The sequence below is a fragment of the Paraburkholderia oxyphila NBRC 105797 genome, from assembly GCF_000685075.1.
In the GTDB taxonomy this organism is placed as follows: Bacteria; Pseudomonadota; Gammaproteobacteria; order Burkholderiales; family Burkholderiaceae; genus Paraburkholderia; species Paraburkholderia oxyphila.
Genome location: NZ_BAYD01000003.1, coordinates 251,366 through 267,839, shown reverse-complemented (window position 1 = coordinate 267,839; position 16,474 = coordinate 251,366). Strand labels below are relative to the sequence as shown.

Below are 16,474 nucleotides of genomic sequence, written 5' to 3'. Positions count from 1 at the left end.
GAGCGCGGTGTTTTACGCGTGCTCGGGGCTCGTTCTGTGCTGGCTTATAATCGCGGCCTATATGAAGGTGCCGCTGAAGGTGCAACCGAAGCGGGCTTGATGGGGCCAGCCCTCGAACAAGCGCCGCGGGCGGGGTCGCAAGCGCGCCCGCCCTCTGCCTTGAGGCGAACCCGGCGTTCGCCGCAACATTTTTCGCGAGAGGCGGACCGCGCGCCGCGCATCGCAATGTGACGCCGATGCGCGAAATGCGTGGCCGCTCAAACGCAACGGAATCAACAGGAGAAACTCATGGCATCCGTGAACAAGGTGATCCTCGTCGGCAATCTCGGCGCCGAACCGGAAGTGCGCTATCTGCCCAGCGGCGACGCTGTGGCGAACATCCGCCTCGCGACCACCGACCGCTACAAGGACAAGACGTCCGGCGAGTTCAAGGAAATGACCGAATGGCACCGCGTGGCGTTCTTTGGCCGTCTGGCCGAGATCGTTTCCGAATACCTGAAGAAGGGTTCGTCGGTGTATATCGAAGGCCGCATCCGCACGCGCAAGTGGCAGGCGCAGGACGGCACCGACCGCTACTCGACGGAAATCGTCGCTGAGCAGATGCAGATGCTGGGCGGCCGCAGCAGCGGCGGCGCCTCGTCGGGCAGCGACATGGGCGACGACGGCGGCTACAGCCGCGAGCCGTCCGCACCGCGCGGCGGCGGCCGTGCAGCCTCGGGTGGCGGCGCGCCGCGCTCGAGCGGTGGCGGTGCGGGTGCCGGCGGCGGTGGCCGCTCGAACGCGCCGGCCGGCGGCGGCTTCGACGAGATGGACGACGACATTCCGTTCTAGAACTGATTAAACCAATTTTTGTTGGTAAAAGCCCGTTCTCCCCTGTGGAGACGGGCTTTTTCTTTACCCACATATTTTTTTGTGCTTAAATAGGATGAGAACTTAAACCTTACTTGCTGAAAATGGTGGGTAGATGGCCCAGTACATCGCCAAGCGGGTGCGTTTTCGGAACGGGGAGCACGTCTCGGTGCTCAAGGCTCCCAATGGGTTGCCGGTCCACGAAGTTACCTTGTACGTCGACAAATATCGGCGCAAAGGTCGAGCGGCCAACACGATTCACGGTGTTTGCATGGCCATGGCCTTGCTGTATCGCGAGCTTGCGAGCAAAAAGGTGAACTTGTTCGCTCGTCTGGGCGCGGGCAAATTTCTTACAATTCCGGAGCTGGACCGGGTGGCGTCCGCTGCGCAGTATCGAATGGATGACCTCGATGAGGGGGACGACGTCGAGGACAATCCCGCTGTCATCAATCTTGCGCGAATCCGTTTTCGCCGACACACGCGTGAAGCCCCCACCCGGCGAGCGGTTGATGTCGGGACGCAGGCGACGCGACTGCGATACATGGCCGACTTTCTGGAGTTCGCCGTCAACTATGTAAGCGCCGCGCTTACCGCATCCGCGCGAGTTGAGCTGAAGGCCACAAGCGAGCGGGCGCTCACAGCTTTTCGAGCAAACATTCCCAAGGACTCGAAGCGTGCAAAGCTGAATGCCCGTGTTGGTCTTAGCACGGAGGAAGCGGACCGACTACTGGCCGTCGTCAAGCCCGATTCGCCGGATAACCCATGGAAGCATGAGTTCGTCCGGCGGCGCAACTGGCTGATGATTGTGCTCCTGCTGGCGACAGGCATGCGCCGTGGCGAACTCCTCGGGATGCAGACTGGAGACCTCCTGCCAAATCAGCCCAAACTGCGCATCATTCGTCGTGCGGATGCTGCCAATGATGCTCGCCCTAAACAGCCCAACACAAAGACCAGGGACCGAGAGATTGAGCTGCGCCCTGCCATCATGAAACTGCTTTGGGCGTTTATTCAGTCGGACCGCTACGCAATCAAGGCGGCCCGGAAAATTCCCCAAATCTTTGTCTCGGACGAAGGGGATGCGCTCTCGGAGTCGAGCGTCGACCAGCTTTTTGCTGATTTGCGTGCTGCCTGTCCGGGGCTTCCGGTGCGACTGACGAGCCATGTCATGCGCCATACCTGGAATGACCGGTTCTCCGAGCAGGCCGAAGCCCTCGGACTCAGCGACGCGGTGGAAGAGAAGGCGCGTAACGCCCAGCAGGGCTGGACCGACAACTCGGCGATGGCTGCGACCTATACACGTCGACATACCGCCCGCAAAGGGCGCGAGGTAGCTTTGAAGCTCCAGGAGCGACTTGATGAATCACTCAAAAACGATAAATAACGTAGTCTCCCGCGACCTCGCGATTCGTTTGCCCGAAACTGCAGCTACAAAGCGAGGCGTCTCGTTCCGGCCGCAGGAAGATGTCTGGGAGTGGTTTGATGGGCCGTTCCGTCTTCATCTTGACTACCGGCGATTTCATGGGCAGACCGTGTTCCTGCGTGAACCACTCAAGCATGCCCTGATGGTTTTTGCGAAGGGCAGTTCGTCCAGCCATGTCTACAATCTTTTTCAGGCCCTGACCCACTTCCTCTCTTCGAGAGACGAGGCAGCTCCTTTGGCCGATATTACCATCGCGGAGGTATCCAGCTATTCGGCCCGACTCCGCCCACACGAAAAATGGCGGCTGTCGACCCTGAATGTGCTTCTTCAGAAGTGGGTGGCGCTTGCGTTGCCCGGCGTAGACCCTGAATGCGCTAAATATCTGCGCCAGCGTCGGAAGCCCGGGAACACAAAAGGAAGAGCCGTCCTGACGCGAGACCCAGAAGAAGGCCCGTTCAGCGAAGCAGAGTACACGGCACTGTACAAAGCCGTTGATACGGCCTATGGAAAAGGAGAACTGCCCCTGTGGGCCACGGTTCTGACTCGACTGTTGTTCGCTTGTGGCGGGCGCACGTCACAGTATGCGTCCCTCAAGATAATGGACTTCGGTGCTCGTGACGGCACGTTTGTTCTCAACCTGCCACAAGCCAAAACGCGAGAAGCGCACGCACGCTCGTCGTTCAAGGAATTCGACCTAAGCCCGCAGACGGGGCGGTTGGTACAGGAATACATTACCGTGCTTTCCACGTCCGGTTGGCCAGAAGACTCCCCGCTGTTTCCTGACAGTGCCGTGATGACATTTGGGCAGAAGAAACGGACGGCAGACGATATCTTTTTCGGTCACTGCACGGGCGATGCTCTGACTAAGGTCTTCGCGGCCGCCTTGAATCCCATTGCCCCACCTACGCAGCGTCTCAACTACGAGCCGATGCCGCTTGCCCCTAGGAGGTTCAGATATACCTTTGGGACGCGGCTTGCGGAAGAAGGTGCCAGTAAGGTTGTCATCGCCGACCGGCTGGGGCACGTCGACCTGCAACAGGTCGGCGTCTACGTCCAGGCTACGCCCAAAATTGTGGAAAACATCGACGCCGCGATGGGCAAGCAGTTGGCACCTCTCGCGCACGCGTTCAAAGGCCAGTTGGTTGAGGGCGAGGAACAGTCGACTCAAAGGGGTGCATTGGGCAGCAGAATCATTGATTTCCGGGTCTCGAAAGACCCCGTTGGCAGCTGTGCGGGCCGGGGCTGCGGTTTCAGCAAGCCTGACGCCTGCTATACCTGTTTCAAGTTTGAGCCGTGGCTCGATGCGCCGCATGAAAAGGTGTACCACCGCCTGATGGAGCAGAGAAATGCACACGCAGGCGACGAGCGAATCGCAGCCATCAACGACGACGCCATTCGGGCCGTCCAGGAAGTCATGGCTGAGTGTGCTGCAGTGAAGGCGCAGCGTGAGAATGCAGAACAGGAGTCTGCTTGATGGATGCACACGTTCTTCATTTCACCCCCCGCGCTGAACTCGAACCCCAAGTCAACTTGCAGGCTTTTATTGACCTGTGCAGGCAATCGGAAGTGCTCAACGCGCGCAGGCAGTTCGACCGGAACGCTTGGGACTGTGGGCAGCTGAAAGGCCACAACAAGGTTCACAGAGCGGTGTTCAGTACTCTGGAAGCTGCGTTTGCCGACTCGCCCGAGCCGTGTCTGCCTCAGCCGTTCCTTGACTTTGCCAAGGCAATGCTCGTTTATATGCAAGACACGAATGCGGTCGTCTCCCAGTCCACACGAATCGCCGCCTTTCGATGTCTTGAAGCGTCTCTTCGGGAATGGCACAAGGGCTTTCGGCCGACAGCAGTCAACGCCGATATATTGGACACGGCCGTAGAGCTTGCGCAGAAGGACCGCTCCGCGTTGGCTGCTTATCAGATAGGTGGCCAACTCCAGAAAATTGCCGGACTGATGAACTCTTTCGGTTTCATTTCGCTGTCTAAAGAATGGGTTCATCCGTTGACGAAGCCAGCGGAGCATGGGTCGAGGATTTCGAAAGAGGCGTTGACCGCCCGGCAGGAAAAGCTGCCATCGGCAGCGGCCCTGCGCGGCATAGCCGGCATCTTTCGTCAGGCCGTGGAGCCCGCAGATGTGCTGGTTTCCAGTAATGCGGCACTCCTGCTTTGCGCGCCGGAGCGCATCAACGAGGTACTTCGGCTGCAGCGCAACTGTCTCGTCGAAGGGGACGGTGAATTTCGCGGCAAGTTGGGACTGCGTTGGGCCGGGTCCAAGGGATTTGAAGACACAACGAAATGGCTACCCTCCGAGATGGCCCCGGTTGCGAGGGAAGCGGTTGGTAACCTTTTGCGGCTATCCGTCCCGGCGCAGGAGCTTGCAGCCTGGTACACCGCTAATCCCAAAAACCTGTATCTCCATCCGGCAGCAATGCACCTTAAGCACAAGGAGGTGTTGACTGCGAGAGAGATTGCTTTGGTGTTATGGGGCAATGCCGATGGGTCGCAACGTAACGCGGCGAGTCTATGGGCGCGGGACACGCATGGGCTCACAGGCGTGCCCTTGGGGAAGCGAAAGGTCGGCTATCGCTTTCAAGATGTGGAGCGCGCGGTGATTTCGATGCTCCCAGCGATGTTCCCCTTCGTTCCCGGAGCCCCCAATCTCCTCTGCAAGGACGCGATGTCTATCGCCCGGACGAACGAACTTGATTCACAAAAGGCACCCTACCTTTGCATGTTCAGTTGTGTCGATTACAGCACCATCAACTATCGTCTGCGAGCACAAGACAGCCGGGGTTCTATCTTCGACAGATTCGATTACACGGAAGACGACGGCTCCCCTATTGTGCTCAAAAGCCACAGCCTGAGGCACTACTTGAACATGCTTGCCCATATGGGCGGCATGAGCAGTACGGAGATTGCCATATTCTCCGGGCGTAAGGATGTGAAGCAGAACCGGGCCTACGACCATATGACCTCTGACGAGGTTCAGGCTCCCATCAGCGAGGCACTAAAGACCGGCTTTACCGATAATCTTGTAGTCTCGGAGCCGCGTGACCTCATAGTGCGTAGCGATTTCCAGCGAAAAGGGGCTGTTGCCGCCCACACCACCGAGTATGGATGGTGCATGCATGACTTCGCCAGTGAGCCCTGCCCGATGTACCGCGACTGCATTAACTGCGAGGAGCAGGAGTGCGTGAAGGGCGAGGCGCACAAGGAGGCGAATCTCCGTCAGCTTAAAAGTGAGTCCGAGTACCTGCTGAAGGCCGCGCGTGAAGCCCTGAACGACGAAGAGTACGGTGCCGACAACTGGGTGAAGCATCAAACCCAGACGCTTGAGCGTGTCAATTTCCTGCTATCTATCATCGAGGACCCGGCGGTTGCACCCGGGGCACGAATTCGCCTCAAGGTGGTCAATGCCCCTCTCGTTACCGCTGATGGCGAACCGTCCAGTGATGCGCTTGCAGCCTCGCAACCGGAGGTGCTCGCATGAAGAAAACGCGCGCACCTGACCTGACTGAGGAACGAATCAAGGGGGTAATCGACATCCTCGACGGCTGGACTGGCAAGCTCACGTGGGATGCGCTGCTCGATGCCGTAGAAAAGACCATTGGCATCAGGTATTCACGCTTTACGTTCTCCGAGTATCCGGAAATCGCCAACGCGTTCTCCTTCAAGAAGGACACCCTCAGAGGGACAAAGCCGGGTGGCCGAAGCGAGCCACGGGACGAACGGGTTCGGGCTGCGATGCAAGAGGCGCAAAAGTACAAGGACAAGGCGAAGCGCCTCGAGCAGGAAAACCAGCTGTTGCTTGAGCAGTTCGTCACGTGGGCGACGAATGCGGAGCGCAAGGGTGTCACCATGGCGATGCTCAATGCGCCGCTGTCCAAGCCCAAGCGGGACCGAACCGGAGGGGATGAGTGATGGCAAACGGACAGCAGCTGGCCGAGGAGTACGTGCAGCGGTTCGCGACCTGGGTTGCGTCCAAGACCGACGACGACTTCCGGAACATGGTGATGCGAGGCGTTCTGTCGCGCACGGAAATCGCCGCAGAATGCGGCTTTGCCAAATCAGCTCTGGCGCAGAATCCACGTATCCGGAAGGCGCTGAAGGACCTGGAGGACTCACTGCGTGAGCGCCACGTGCTTCCTCCAGTGGTCGAGCCTGTGGAATCTGGGACCGAGGTACCGGGGCAGGCTCGCCGTGCCGAACCCGTACGCGCGGCGCAGGATGCGGAGCGACTGTCACGTCTGGAGCAGGAAAACGCCAGTCTGCGAGCAGAAAATGCCGAACTCAAACAGCTGCTGGCTCGCTATTCTGTGCTGCATGAGGTCCTCGCGGAGACCGGGAGGCTGCCTCGATGACCGAAGCGGCCACCGTCGTACTTCGAGTGACCGGTTTGCGCTCGCAGAATCCTCGAGGATTTGGAGGCGCAATCTTTACGGGCGTTCCTATCGACATTGATGGTTCGGTTACGGATGCGCATTCATACATCGTTGTGAAAGCGAACCGGACGGTGCTCGGTGCCACGCGCGTCGAACGTGGTCAATGGTGGCATGTCAGCGGGCCACTCACGGAACGGCGTGTTGTTGTCGATGGTTTCGAGCTCGTCGAGCAGCAGGTGGATGCCGCACTTGCCCATCTCGCGATGCCTGCTGGCGAACACATCATCAAATATATAGCCGAGAATCCCGCATTTGAGGGTCTCGGCTTTGTGAAGGCCCGACGTCTTTGGGAACGGTTTGGTGAGCGCCTGTATACGATTCTGGACAAGGCGGACTCGTCGGCGCTGACGGATGTACTCACGGAAGATGCAGCGCGAATATTGGTCAGTGCCTGGGCGGCACATGGTCAATCCCAGACTCTGCAATGGCTGCAGGCCAACGGCTTCGATTTACGTATTGGCCGCAAGGTCTTGAAGTACTTCGGCCGGGAGGCGCAGGCGCGTATCGAAGAGGACCCTTACCGGCTCTTGTCGTTCTTCGGGAAATGGTCGGATGTCGACCGACTGGCAATGAGCCGGTTTGGTGTCCAGGCAGATGACCCACGACGCCTGCGTGGTGCCGTGGAAGAAGCGTGCTATCGCACGTTTGCCAACGGCCACACAGTCACGCTCAAGGCTGACCTCGAAAAGCAGCTCGCTCCACTTCTGGGTAAGCCCCTCCCCAATGCAACATGGCGTCAGCTTGCTGCTAAAGCCCTGAACGAAGGGCTGTCCAACGGCACCTTCGTAGAAAGCGCGTCTGGATTGCAACCGTTGGGCGCAGTGGTCATGGAGCGGCAGGTTGCCAAGGCGATTTGCGAGCGGCTGACAGCAAGCTCTCAAGCGTTGCTCAGTAGCGCTGCGGTGGACGGCATTATTGAGGCAGTTCAGGCGGAAGATAACATTAGCCTGAACCGCGAGCAGCAAAGCGCCATTCATCTCGCCGCCGAACACGCGTTTGCCTGTATTACAGGCGGTGCCGGCGTAGGCAAGACGACCGTCCTTAAAGCTGTGTACCGCATCTATGACGCTGCTGGCATCAAGGTACTTCAAGTCGCCCTCGCGGGCCGCGCGGCGAAACGGATGCAGGAGGCGACCGGCCGGGCGGCTGTGACTATTGCCAGCTTTCTCAAGGCAATGCGGGATTCGGATTTCGACGGCCCGACTGTGCTGGTTATCGACGAAGCGAGCATGGTCGACATCATTTCGATGAGTCGCATTTGCCACGTGCTGCCTTCCCATGTGCGCTTGCTGCTAGCCGGAGACCCGCATCAGTTGATGCCCGTTGGGCCCGGATTGGTTCTCCATTCCATCGTAGGGATTCCGTCCATCCCCGCAACAGAGTTGACGACTGTGAAGCGCTACGGCGGAGAAATCTTTACGGTGGCGTCGGCAATTCGCGCCGGAAACTGGCCGTCCGCTGGCACTGACCACACGGCTCCGGTCGCCTTTATCCCTTGCGACGACCGGCTGATTGCCGAGCGCGTGGTCGAGTTGTATGCGCTCGACCCAGCAAACACGCAGGTGTTGTCGCCATTGCGAAACGGTCCGGCAGGAACGAAAGCGCTGAACCAGTTGTGTCAGCAGCGATTCACAAGCGGGCTTGCCGAGGTCGTGCGATGGAATGACGAGTTCGAGCGGCCGGAGTATTGCGGATTCAACTTGGGCGACGTGCTTCTGTGCACGCGAAACATGTGGGACAAGGCTCTGCAAAATGGGTCGCTCGGCAAAGTCGTTCGGGTGGAAGCGCCGCCCATCGAGGCTCCAGGTGAAACGCCTGCGGTCCTCGCGTGGGTTGAATGGGACGACGGCGTCCTTCGCGCATTGACCGACGACATGCTCGAAGACATCGAGCTGGGTCGTGCGGTCACCGTTCACAAAGCTCAAGGCTCGCAATGGCCTCGAATCATTGTGCCGGTGACGGATTCGCGGCTACTGGACCGCACGTTGCTTTACACCGCTATCACTCGAGCACAGGTGCAGGTTCTGCTGGTGGGTAACATGGACGCTGCGCGACTGGCAGTGCTTGCGCCACCTAAGGCACATACGCGCAAGGTAGCGCTGGGCGACGCCTTGGCGAGATATCTCGAGCAAGCCGAAGCCGTTTCTCTCGAGCATGCGTAAAGTTGTTCGACGACATTGAATGGGTCAAGGGCGGGCTTAGCCCGGCGTAGCGAACCCTTGACGCACGCGGGAATTAATACGCTGTGGCCTGGTTGGAAGCTCGGCATTATCGGGCTTCCGACCATGCCATACGACGCGCTCGTAGCGGTACATCGCCACGATTACCTCTACCCACAAACCCCGCGATTTGACGCGCAGTGCAGCACGAAATTTGCTTCTGGCGAGCTTTACCAACAAGTATGCAGTCCGTGGAGGCGCGAAAGCCATTCACTCACTCACACCGAGGGCGTTACCAACATTTTTTAGTGTGGATAACCGTTCTAAAGCCTCGCAACCGCGAAATGCAGAGAAAACCCCGCCCTGGTGCGGGGTTTTTCTTTTCCACAGGCGGCTGCCGGCTTTCCTGAGCCGCGATTCTCCGAGTTCTTGCTGCCCGCCCTCAAACCAATGGGCGCGCATTGACACCACATTTCGACACCACGCTGCGGCGTTTTCGCCTCCCATCGATCGCAGGACAGGATCGGCACTGCCGGCAATCGTCGATTGACATTTCGTCATCAAATGTCAAAATGTCAGTCATGGTGAAACATGCAAAAGCGCTCCAGAGCCCGCTCCCGGACGCGCACTCAAGCGAAAACCAGCTTCTCCTGCGCGAGGGCCGCAAGATCGTCGAGGCGCTCGGCCAGACGCTCGCGCCGCTCGTCGAGGTGGTGCTGCACGACCTCACGGCGCCCGAGCACTCGGTCGTCGCGATCTCGAACAATCTTTCGGGCCGTGAGGTTGGCGATGCCGCCACGGAAATGGGCCTCGCCCGCATCACCGATTCCGGCTTTCCCGAAGTCGTGGCCAACTATCCGAACCGCTTCCCCGACGGGCGCCCGGCCAAGAGCACGTCGATCGGGCTGAAGAACAGCGCGGGCGACTATGTCGCGGCCATCTGCCTGAACATGGACGTGTCGCTGCTCGGCGCGGTCACGGCGGGCCTCGGCCAGCTGATGCAGACCGACGCGGCCGCGCCCGTAGCGGAAACGCTGGTGCCACGCGGCAGCAGCGAGGCGCGCGAGAGCGTGCGCGCGGCGCTCGAGCGCTTTGCCGCCGCGCGCAATACCACGCCCATTGGCATGACCCTCGCGCAGCGCCGCGAAGCGGTGCGCGAGCTGGCCGACAGCGGCCTCCTGAACCTGCGCCACGCGTTGGCCGAAGTGGCGCGCACGCTCGGCGTGGCGCGCTCGACCGTCTACACCTACCTGCCCAGCGAGCACCGACCATGAGCACACTGCCGATCTCCTTCGATGATGTCGCCGCCGCGCACGAGCGCATTCGCGGCGTCGCGCACCGCACCCCCGTCATGACCTCGCGCACGGCGAATGCGCTCGCGGGCGCGGAGTTGTTCTTCAAATGCGAAAACCTTCAGCGCATGGGCGCGTTCAAGTTCCGCGGCGCCTATAACGCCATCGCGCAGTTCACGCCGGAGCAGAAGGCGGGCGGCGTGATCACGTTCTCGTCGGGCAATCACGCGCAGGCCATCGCACTTTCGGCGCAACTGCTGGGCGTGAAGGCCGTGATCGTGATGCCGCAGGACGCACCCGCCGTGAAGGTGGAGGCGACGCGCGGCTATGGCGGCGAAGTCGTCTTCTACGACCGCTACACCGAGGACCGCGAAGTGCTCGGCAAGCGCCTCGCAGCCGAGCGCGGCCTCACGCTCATTCCGCCCTACGACCATCCGCATGTGATGGCGGGGCAGGGCACGGCGGCAAAGGAGCTGTTCGAAGACGCGGGCGAGCTCGACGTGCTGCTCACGCCGCTCGGCGGCGGCGGGCTGCTCTCGGGGTGCGCTACGGCGGCGCATGCGCTCGCGCCGCGCTGCACGGTGATCGGGGTCGAGCCCGAGGCGGGCAACGACGGCCAGCAGAGCCTGCAGACGGGCTCGATCGTCCACATCGACACGCCGAAGACGATCGCCGATGGCGCCCAGACACAGCATCTGGGCGGCTATACGTTCGCGGTGATCCGCGAGCGCGTGAGCGAGATCGTGACGGTCAGCGACGCGGAGCTTGTCGGGACGATGAAATTCTTCGCGAGCCGCATGAAGCTCGTGGTCGAGCCTACGGGCTGCCTCGCCGCGGCGGCCGTCCTGCAGCGCAAAGTGGATGTGCGCGGCAAGCGCGTGGGCATTGTGATCTCGGGTGGGAATGTCGATTTGTTGCGTTTCGCGGAGCTGACGAGCGCACAGTGATGCGGGCTGCGGCGCGCGGCTCGCTGCGCGGGCTGCTCGCACGCATGGTCCAGGCGCTTCGCGCACCGGCCGGCACAGCGCGTCGGACAAACGTGCGCCGCGCCGCCTGCTAGCCGAGCAATGCCGCGAGCGCCGCGCGCGCGTTCGTCACGTGCGCGCTCTCGCCTGGGCGCCCCGGCAGCAGGTGGAATTCAGCCGCCGGCAGCGCGGGCAAGCCGAACGACGCAGGGCAGGCCACGAGCCCCTCGCCGAGCGCCGATTCGTTCAGACAGGAAATCCCGAGACCCGCCTGCAGCGCGAGCTGCAAACCGGCGACGCCCGACGCCGAATGCGAAATCAGATACGGAATGCGCGCGCGCTCGAGTAGCTTCACGACATAGCGCTGCAACTGGCACGTGGCGGGCAGCAGCACGAGTGGCCAGGGCGGTGCGAGCGCCGCATGCTCGCGCAGCGTCTCGCGCGCACCGACCCACAGCAACGGCTCGCGCCGGATCGCGGGGCTCCTGCGCGCATCGGCCTTGTCTGCTTTTGCCTCGCTGCGCTTGCCGCGCGTGTCCACGATGCGCAGGGCGAGACCGATGTCGAAGGCGTCGTCTTCGGCGCTGCTCTCGATCACGGCGCTCGGCAACACGGTCACATGCAGCCGCAGGCGTGGATGCTGGCTCGCGAAGCGCCGGATGATCGCGGCCACGTCGTGCGGCCGGAAGTAGTCGGTGATGGCGAGGCGCACTTCGCCGTCGAGCGAGCGCCCGAGCATGTCGTCGAACGCGGCGTCGCACATCGCCACGATGCGGCGCGCGTGATCGACGAGCTTCGTGCCCGCCGGCGTGGGCGCGACGCCCTGCTTGCTGCGCACGAAGAGCGGCTGGCCGATGCGCTCTTCCAGCTTCTTCAGCTGCTCGCTCACCGAAGATTGCGAGAGAAATACGCGCTCCGCGGCGCCCGAGACGCTGCCCGCCTCCGTGACGGCGAGAAAGGTGCGCAACTGCGCGAGGTCGAGTCCGCGTGCGTTCATATCGTGAGGTTCAATGCCGGTGCCGACGGCGGCGAGATGCATCGACGATGTCGAACAGGAGGCCCCGCCGAAGGTTCTTCAATAGCGGCACGATGTTTCGGATTTTCCGATCATATCGATTGAATATTCCCGCTTTGCCGATAGATGGTGCGCTCGTAGCATGACGGCAGTCAATCCTTTTCTGGAGGCCATCATGAAGGACGTGAAGAAGCGGGGAGCGTCGCATCGCTGGAAGGTGCTGGGTGTTGGCGTGGCGGCGAACGCCAGCTTCGCTGCGGCTTTCTCGGGTATCCCGGCGACGGCGGTGTGGATCCGCTCGGATTACCGTATCGATACCGGCACGCTCGGACTGCTGCTCGGCATGCTCGGACTCGGGATCGTCCTCAGTGAATTACCGTGGGGGCTGCTCACCGACCGATGGGGCGACCGGCGCGTGCTGCTCACGGGGCTCGGTTCGACGGCGGCGGCGCTGGTCGCCATGACGGCCTGGTGCGTGCCCGAGGCGGCGCACGTGCCTGGCGCGCATGCGCTTGGGGCCGGTTTTCTTGCCATCGGCTTGCTCGGCGGTAGCGTCAACGGTTCGAGCGGGCGCGCGGTCATGGCCTGGTTCGGCCCCGGCGAGCGCGGTCTCGCGATGAGCATCCGGCAGACCGCCGTGCCCGCTGGCGCGGGCGTCGGCGCACTGTTGCTGCCGGCACTGGCCGCACACGCAGGTTTCGCATGGGTCTACGGCGCGCTCGCGGCATTGTGCATTTTGTCGGCATTCCTGACGATATGCTGGGTGCGCGAGCCGGAAGCATCCGCGCTGCGCGCACCAGCGCGCGCAGGACAGCACGACATGCCGCGCGCGCACTCGCCGTTGCGCAGCGCTCAGGTTTGGCGCATGGTGGGCGGCATCGCGGCGCTGTGCATGCCGCAAGTCGCCGTGATCTCGTTCGCAAGCGTGTTCCTGCACGACTTCGGCCATGCAGGCAGCGCCGCGACCGGTGCGGCGCTCGTGGCAGTGCAATTGGGCGCGGCGTGCATGCGCGTCTGGAGCGGACGCTGGACCGACCGGCGCGGCAATCTCAATGCGTATCTGCGCGCGTGTGCCGCGGTCAGCGTTGCGCTGTTCGCGTGGCTCGCTGCAACGACAGCGCTGTTTGCGCACGTGACGCACTCCGCGCATGCGCTCCCGCTGCTGGGCGACGCCCGTTTCGTGCGCTTTGTGCTCGTCGCGCTGCTCGTGCTGGGTGGCATCGCGGCTTCGGCATGGCACGGCGTCGCTTTCACCGAGTTGGCCACGCTTGCGGGTCATGGCCGCGTGGGGACCGCGCTTGCGATGGGCAACACCGGCGCCTTCCTGGCATTCTGGCTCGCGCCTTCGGCGATTCCGATGCTGCTATCAGTATCCGGTTGGCCCGCTGTCTGGTTTGCCGCGGCCGCATGTGCGGCGCTGGCGTGGCCCGCCTTTGCGCGCGCGCCAGGTCCGACAGATGCCACCGTCGAAATGGTCGTGCTTTCGCACAAGCCAAAGCGGCAAGCGCGTGCAGGGGCGACGGTTTGACCGTCGCCGCCTGCGGCATAGTCCGACATGCCGTAAGGTCCACGGCGTACTCGCTCAAGAAATCTCTGATTTGATTGGCATAACTGAATCAAAATCTGCGGTTAAAGGAGGTTTGACGTTTCGGAAATCTCTGATTCAGGGAATCTTTAATCGATGTTCAGATGACGGCTCCAGAAGCAATACGCTTCGCGCAACAAGCCCTCGTGAGCCCGGCTGAAAGATCGGGCACGCATAGGCCGATCCGATATCCCTACACATCGAGAGAGAGCCAACTTGAAACTACGAGTCGTCCTTGCCGACGATCACCCCTTCGTCTTACTGGGCGTTCGCTCGGCGCTCGAGGCTGCGGGAGACATCCAGGTGGTCGGCGAAGCGTCCGGCCCGAGCTCGCTCTTGCGCACGCTCGAATGCGTGCCGTGCGACATCGTGCTGACCGACCTCACCATGCCGTGCGACACAGGCGATGCGGAAGACGGTTTGCATCTCGTGAGGCGCCTGTGCCGCGACTGGGCGAAATGCCGCATCGTCGTCTTGACCAGCATCACGAACGTCGCCATCCTGCGTGCCGTGATGGACACGGGTGTCACCGCGCTCATCCGCAAGAGCGAGCCCATCGACGAACTCACTGGCGCGGTGCGCGGCGCGGGCAGCGGCCTGCGCTATGTGAGCCCCCCGATCCTCGCTGAACTGGCTGCCGCAGGCGCGGAGCGTCCGGAGAGCACGCGCGTGCCGCGTCTGTCGCCGCGCGAATCGGAAGTGGTCAGGCAGTTCGTTCATGGCCGTACGATCACGGAAATTGCCCGCGCGCTCGATCGCGACGTGCGCACCGTGAGCCGCCAGAAGCGCGACGCCATGGCGAAGCTCGGCGTGAACAACGATGCTGGCCTTTTCGCCTTCGTGCGAGCCCACGGACTCCTATGAACTCGCCGTCGACCACTCAGGCCCGTGTCTGGCCAGCACACCTGACGTCCGGGTTCGGCCGCGAGAGCGGCGTGCGCAGTCTGCAGGAGCTTGCGCTGCCAGACGTGGACGACAGGACGCTACCCGTGCGTGTCATCGTCGCGGACGATCATCCGCTCGTGCTGTTCGCGCTCGACAATCTGATCGCCACGTTGCCGAACGTGCGGATCGTCGCGCGTGCGCAATCGGTCGCGCAACTCTTTCAGGAAGCCGCGCGGCATGAATTCGATCTCGTGCTGATGGATCTTTACATGCCGGGCGAAGGACGTGAGGAAGGGCATGACGCGATCCGCAGCTTCCAGACCGAGCATGCGGGCAAGCCCATCGTCGTGCTCACCATGGAGAACGATGCTGCGGCGCTGCGCAGTGCGATCGAGCTCGAGGTCGAGGCGGTGCTGAGCAAGCGCGACCGCATCGACCTGATTCCTGTCGCCATCGCCTCGGCAATGGCGCATGAGCAATACGTCGGCCCCGTCGTGCGCGACCTGCTGGAAAAGGCGTCGCGCGCGCAGCGGCGCGCGCATGTGCACCAGGTGCTGTCGCGGCGTGAGTTCGAAGTCTTCACCCACTATGCGGCGGGACTCGGCGTGACCGAAATTGCCGGCCTGCTCGGGCGCAGCGTCAAGACCATCAGCGCGCAGAAGTGCGCGGCCATGAAAAAGCTCTCGCTCAACAGTGACATCGAGCTGTATCGATTCGCGATCGAGTGCGGTGTCGTCCAGGACGAGACGGCCTGACGAAGGCACCGCGCGCGTCACGGCTGTTGCGCGCGCGGTCCGTCTGTTTCTCCGCGGCCATTGGCGCGCGCCGCTCGCAACTTCCCGGGGCCATTCGCGCGGATCCGACGGGCGGCGCATGGGGGCGTCTGTAGGAATTCCTTGCGCTGCGTCCTGCGACGCTGTCCGACTTTTAAGAGTTGTCCTATCCGGCGATGAGACTCGTCTGATCATAATTTCTCATTCGACGCGCGAATAGTCGGACAGCGCGACTCTCATTCGATCCCGCCTCTGATATCGCTGGCGAGCCGCTCTGCACGTAGGCCTGCAAAAGGGTTGCGCACCGGTTTGCAGGTCGCATCGGCAGGGCACGGAGGCAAGGCGATGAAGCTCGGTAGGCGTTTGGCAGTTGAAGGCGCAGGCACTGCGTGGCTCGTGTTCGTGGGCTGTGCGAGCGCCGCGCTCAACGCAAGCGCGCCTGCGCAGGGCTGGAACGTCTTCGACATGGCCACCGCCTTCGGCCTTGCGCTCGCCGTCGCGAATTACGCTTCGGGGCGCCTGTCGAGCGCGCATTTCAATCCCGCTGTCACCATCGGCTACGCCATTTCCGGCCGCTTTCCCCCTCGCGATGTCGCACCGTATGTCGCCGCGCAGACCGCGGGTGCGCTCGCGGGCGCCGCGCTGCTCGCCGCCGTCGCGTCAGGCCGGCCGGGCTTCGCCTTCGTGGTGTCCGACTTCGGCAGCAATGGCTACGACGAGCATTCGCCTTCCGAGTACGCATTCGCCGCGGTGTTTGCCGTCGAATGGATCATGACGTTCGCATTCGTGTTCGTCCATCTCGTCGTGTCGGGTTCGCCACAACGTCGTGCTTCGGCGCCCGCCGCGCTCGGGGCGTGCTTCGCGGCCATCTACCTGATCGCGATTCCTGTGAGCAACGGCGGTATGAATCCGGCCCGCTCGACGGGCCCCGCGCTATTTGTCGGCGACTGGGCGCTCGATCAGCTCTGGCTCTTCTGGGCGGCGCCGATGCTGGGCGGCATGATGGCAGGCGTCTGTCACAGGCTGTCGATCCGACGTCGCGTGCGTCCGAATGTGAGCGCGGACGGGGCGCTCGGCGACGCTTGAGCGGCGC

At 62.3% G+C, this 16,474-nt stretch carries 14 protein-coding genes; 13 read left to right on the top strand and 1 reads right to left on the bottom strand.

Going from position 1 to position 16,474, the window contains the following annotated elements; all coding sequences use genetic code 11:
* Nucleotides 1-288: 288 nt before the first annotated feature.
* The 9 genes from BO1_RS02815 (at nucleotide 289) to BO1_RS02775 (ending at nucleotide 11,105) form a co-directional block, all read left to right on the top strand.
* Nucleotides 289-831, top strand: coding sequence for a single-stranded DNA-binding protein (locus BO1_RS02815; protein ID WP_028216251.1), 543 nt, complete (start codon nucleotides 289-291; stop codon nucleotides 829-831).
* Between the two features lie 133 nt (nucleotides 832-964).
* Nucleotides 965-2,230: a tyrosine-type recombinase/integrase gene (locus BO1_RS02810; RefSeq protein ID WP_028216250.1), complete on the top strand. Its 1,266-nt coding sequence runs from the start codon at nucleotides 965-967 to the stop codon at nucleotides 2,228-2,230.
* Nucleotides 2,205-3,743 carry a site-specific integrase gene (locus tag BO1_RS02805; RefSeq protein WP_043283583.1) on the top strand — a complete coding sequence of 513 codons (1,539 nt, stop codon included), beginning with the start codon at nucleotides 2,205-2,207 and terminating at the stop codon, nucleotides 3,741-3,743. Before BO1_RS02810 ends, BO1_RS02805 begins: the two co-directional genes overlap by 26 nt.
* Nucleotides 3,743-5,755, top strand: a complete 2,013-nt coding sequence (locus BO1_RS49425) for an integrase (protein ID WP_043283582.1) — start codon at nucleotides 3,743-3,745, stop codon at nucleotides 5,753-5,755. The genes BO1_RS02805 and BO1_RS49425 overlap by 1 nt, the downstream gene beginning before the upstream one ends.
* Nucleotides 5,752-6,186 (top strand): hypothetical protein, encoded by a 435-nt coding sequence (locus BO1_RS02795; protein WP_028216248.1) that lies wholly within the window; start codon nucleotides 5,752-5,754, stop codon nucleotides 6,184-6,186. Before BO1_RS49425 ends, BO1_RS02795 begins: the two co-directional genes overlap by 4 nt.
* On the top strand, nucleotides 6,186-6,626 hold the full coding sequence (locus BO1_RS02790) for a VPA1267 family protein (RefSeq protein ID WP_028216247.1): 441 nt from the start codon (nucleotides 6,186-6,188) through the stop codon (nucleotides 6,624-6,626). Before BO1_RS02795 ends, BO1_RS02790 begins: the two co-directional genes overlap by 1 nt.
* Nucleotides 6,623-8,869, top strand: a complete 2,247-nt coding sequence (locus tag BO1_RS49420) for an ATP-dependent DNA helicase (protein WP_043283580.1) — start codon at nucleotides 6,623-6,625, stop codon at nucleotides 8,867-8,869. The genes BO1_RS02790 and BO1_RS49420 overlap by 4 nt, the downstream gene beginning before the upstream one ends.
* A 578-nt stretch (nucleotides 8,870-9,447) precedes the next feature.
* Entirely contained in the window at nucleotides 9,448-10,140 is a 693-nt protein-coding gene (locus BO1_RS02780) for a helix-turn-helix transcriptional regulator (RefSeq protein WP_043283578.1), read from the top strand.
* Entirely contained in the window at nucleotides 10,137-11,105 is a 969-nt protein-coding gene (locus BO1_RS02775; protein ID WP_028216245.1) for a threo-3-hydroxy-L-aspartate ammonia-lyase, read from the top strand. The genes BO1_RS02780 and BO1_RS02775 overlap by 4 nt, the downstream gene beginning before the upstream one ends.
* Before the next feature lie 109 nt (nucleotides 11,106-11,214).
* Here the strand turns inward: BO1_RS02775 and BO1_RS02765 are convergent, their stop codons facing one another.
* A complete protein-coding gene (locus BO1_RS02765; protein ID WP_028216244.1) occupies nucleotides 11,215-12,120 on the bottom strand; it encodes a LysR family transcriptional regulator in 906 nt (301 codons plus the stop codon).
* 193 nt (nucleotides 12,121-12,313) lie between these two features.
* Between BO1_RS02765 and BO1_RS49415 the strand changes: the two genes are divergently transcribed.
* From BO1_RS49415 to BO1_RS02745, 4 genes are all read left to right on the top strand, one after another.
* On the top strand, nucleotides 12,314-13,666 hold the full coding sequence (locus tag BO1_RS49415; protein ID WP_043283577.1) for an MFS transporter: 1,353 nt from the start codon (nucleotides 12,314-12,316) through the stop codon (nucleotides 13,664-13,666).
* A gap of 273 nt (nucleotides 13,667-13,939) precedes the next feature.
* The gene (locus BO1_RS02755) at nucleotides 13,940-14,587 is read left to right on the top strand and encodes a response regulator transcription factor (protein ID WP_028216243.1); all 648 of its coding nucleotides are present in this window, start codon (nucleotides 13,940-13,942) and stop codon (nucleotides 14,585-14,587) included.
* Nucleotides 14,588-14,682: 95 nt separating this feature from the next.
* Nucleotides 14,683-15,363 carry a response regulator gene (locus BO1_RS02750; protein WP_028216242.1) on the top strand — a complete coding sequence of 227 codons (681 nt, stop codon included), beginning with the start codon at nucleotides 14,683-14,685 and terminating at the stop codon, nucleotides 15,361-15,363.
* Between the two features lie 363 nt (nucleotides 15,364-15,726).
* A complete protein-coding gene (locus BO1_RS02745; RefSeq protein WP_043283575.1) occupies nucleotides 15,727-16,467 on the top strand; it encodes an aquaporin in 741 nt (246 codons plus the stop codon).
* The last annotated feature ends 7 nt before the right edge of the window (nucleotides 16,468-16,474 follow it).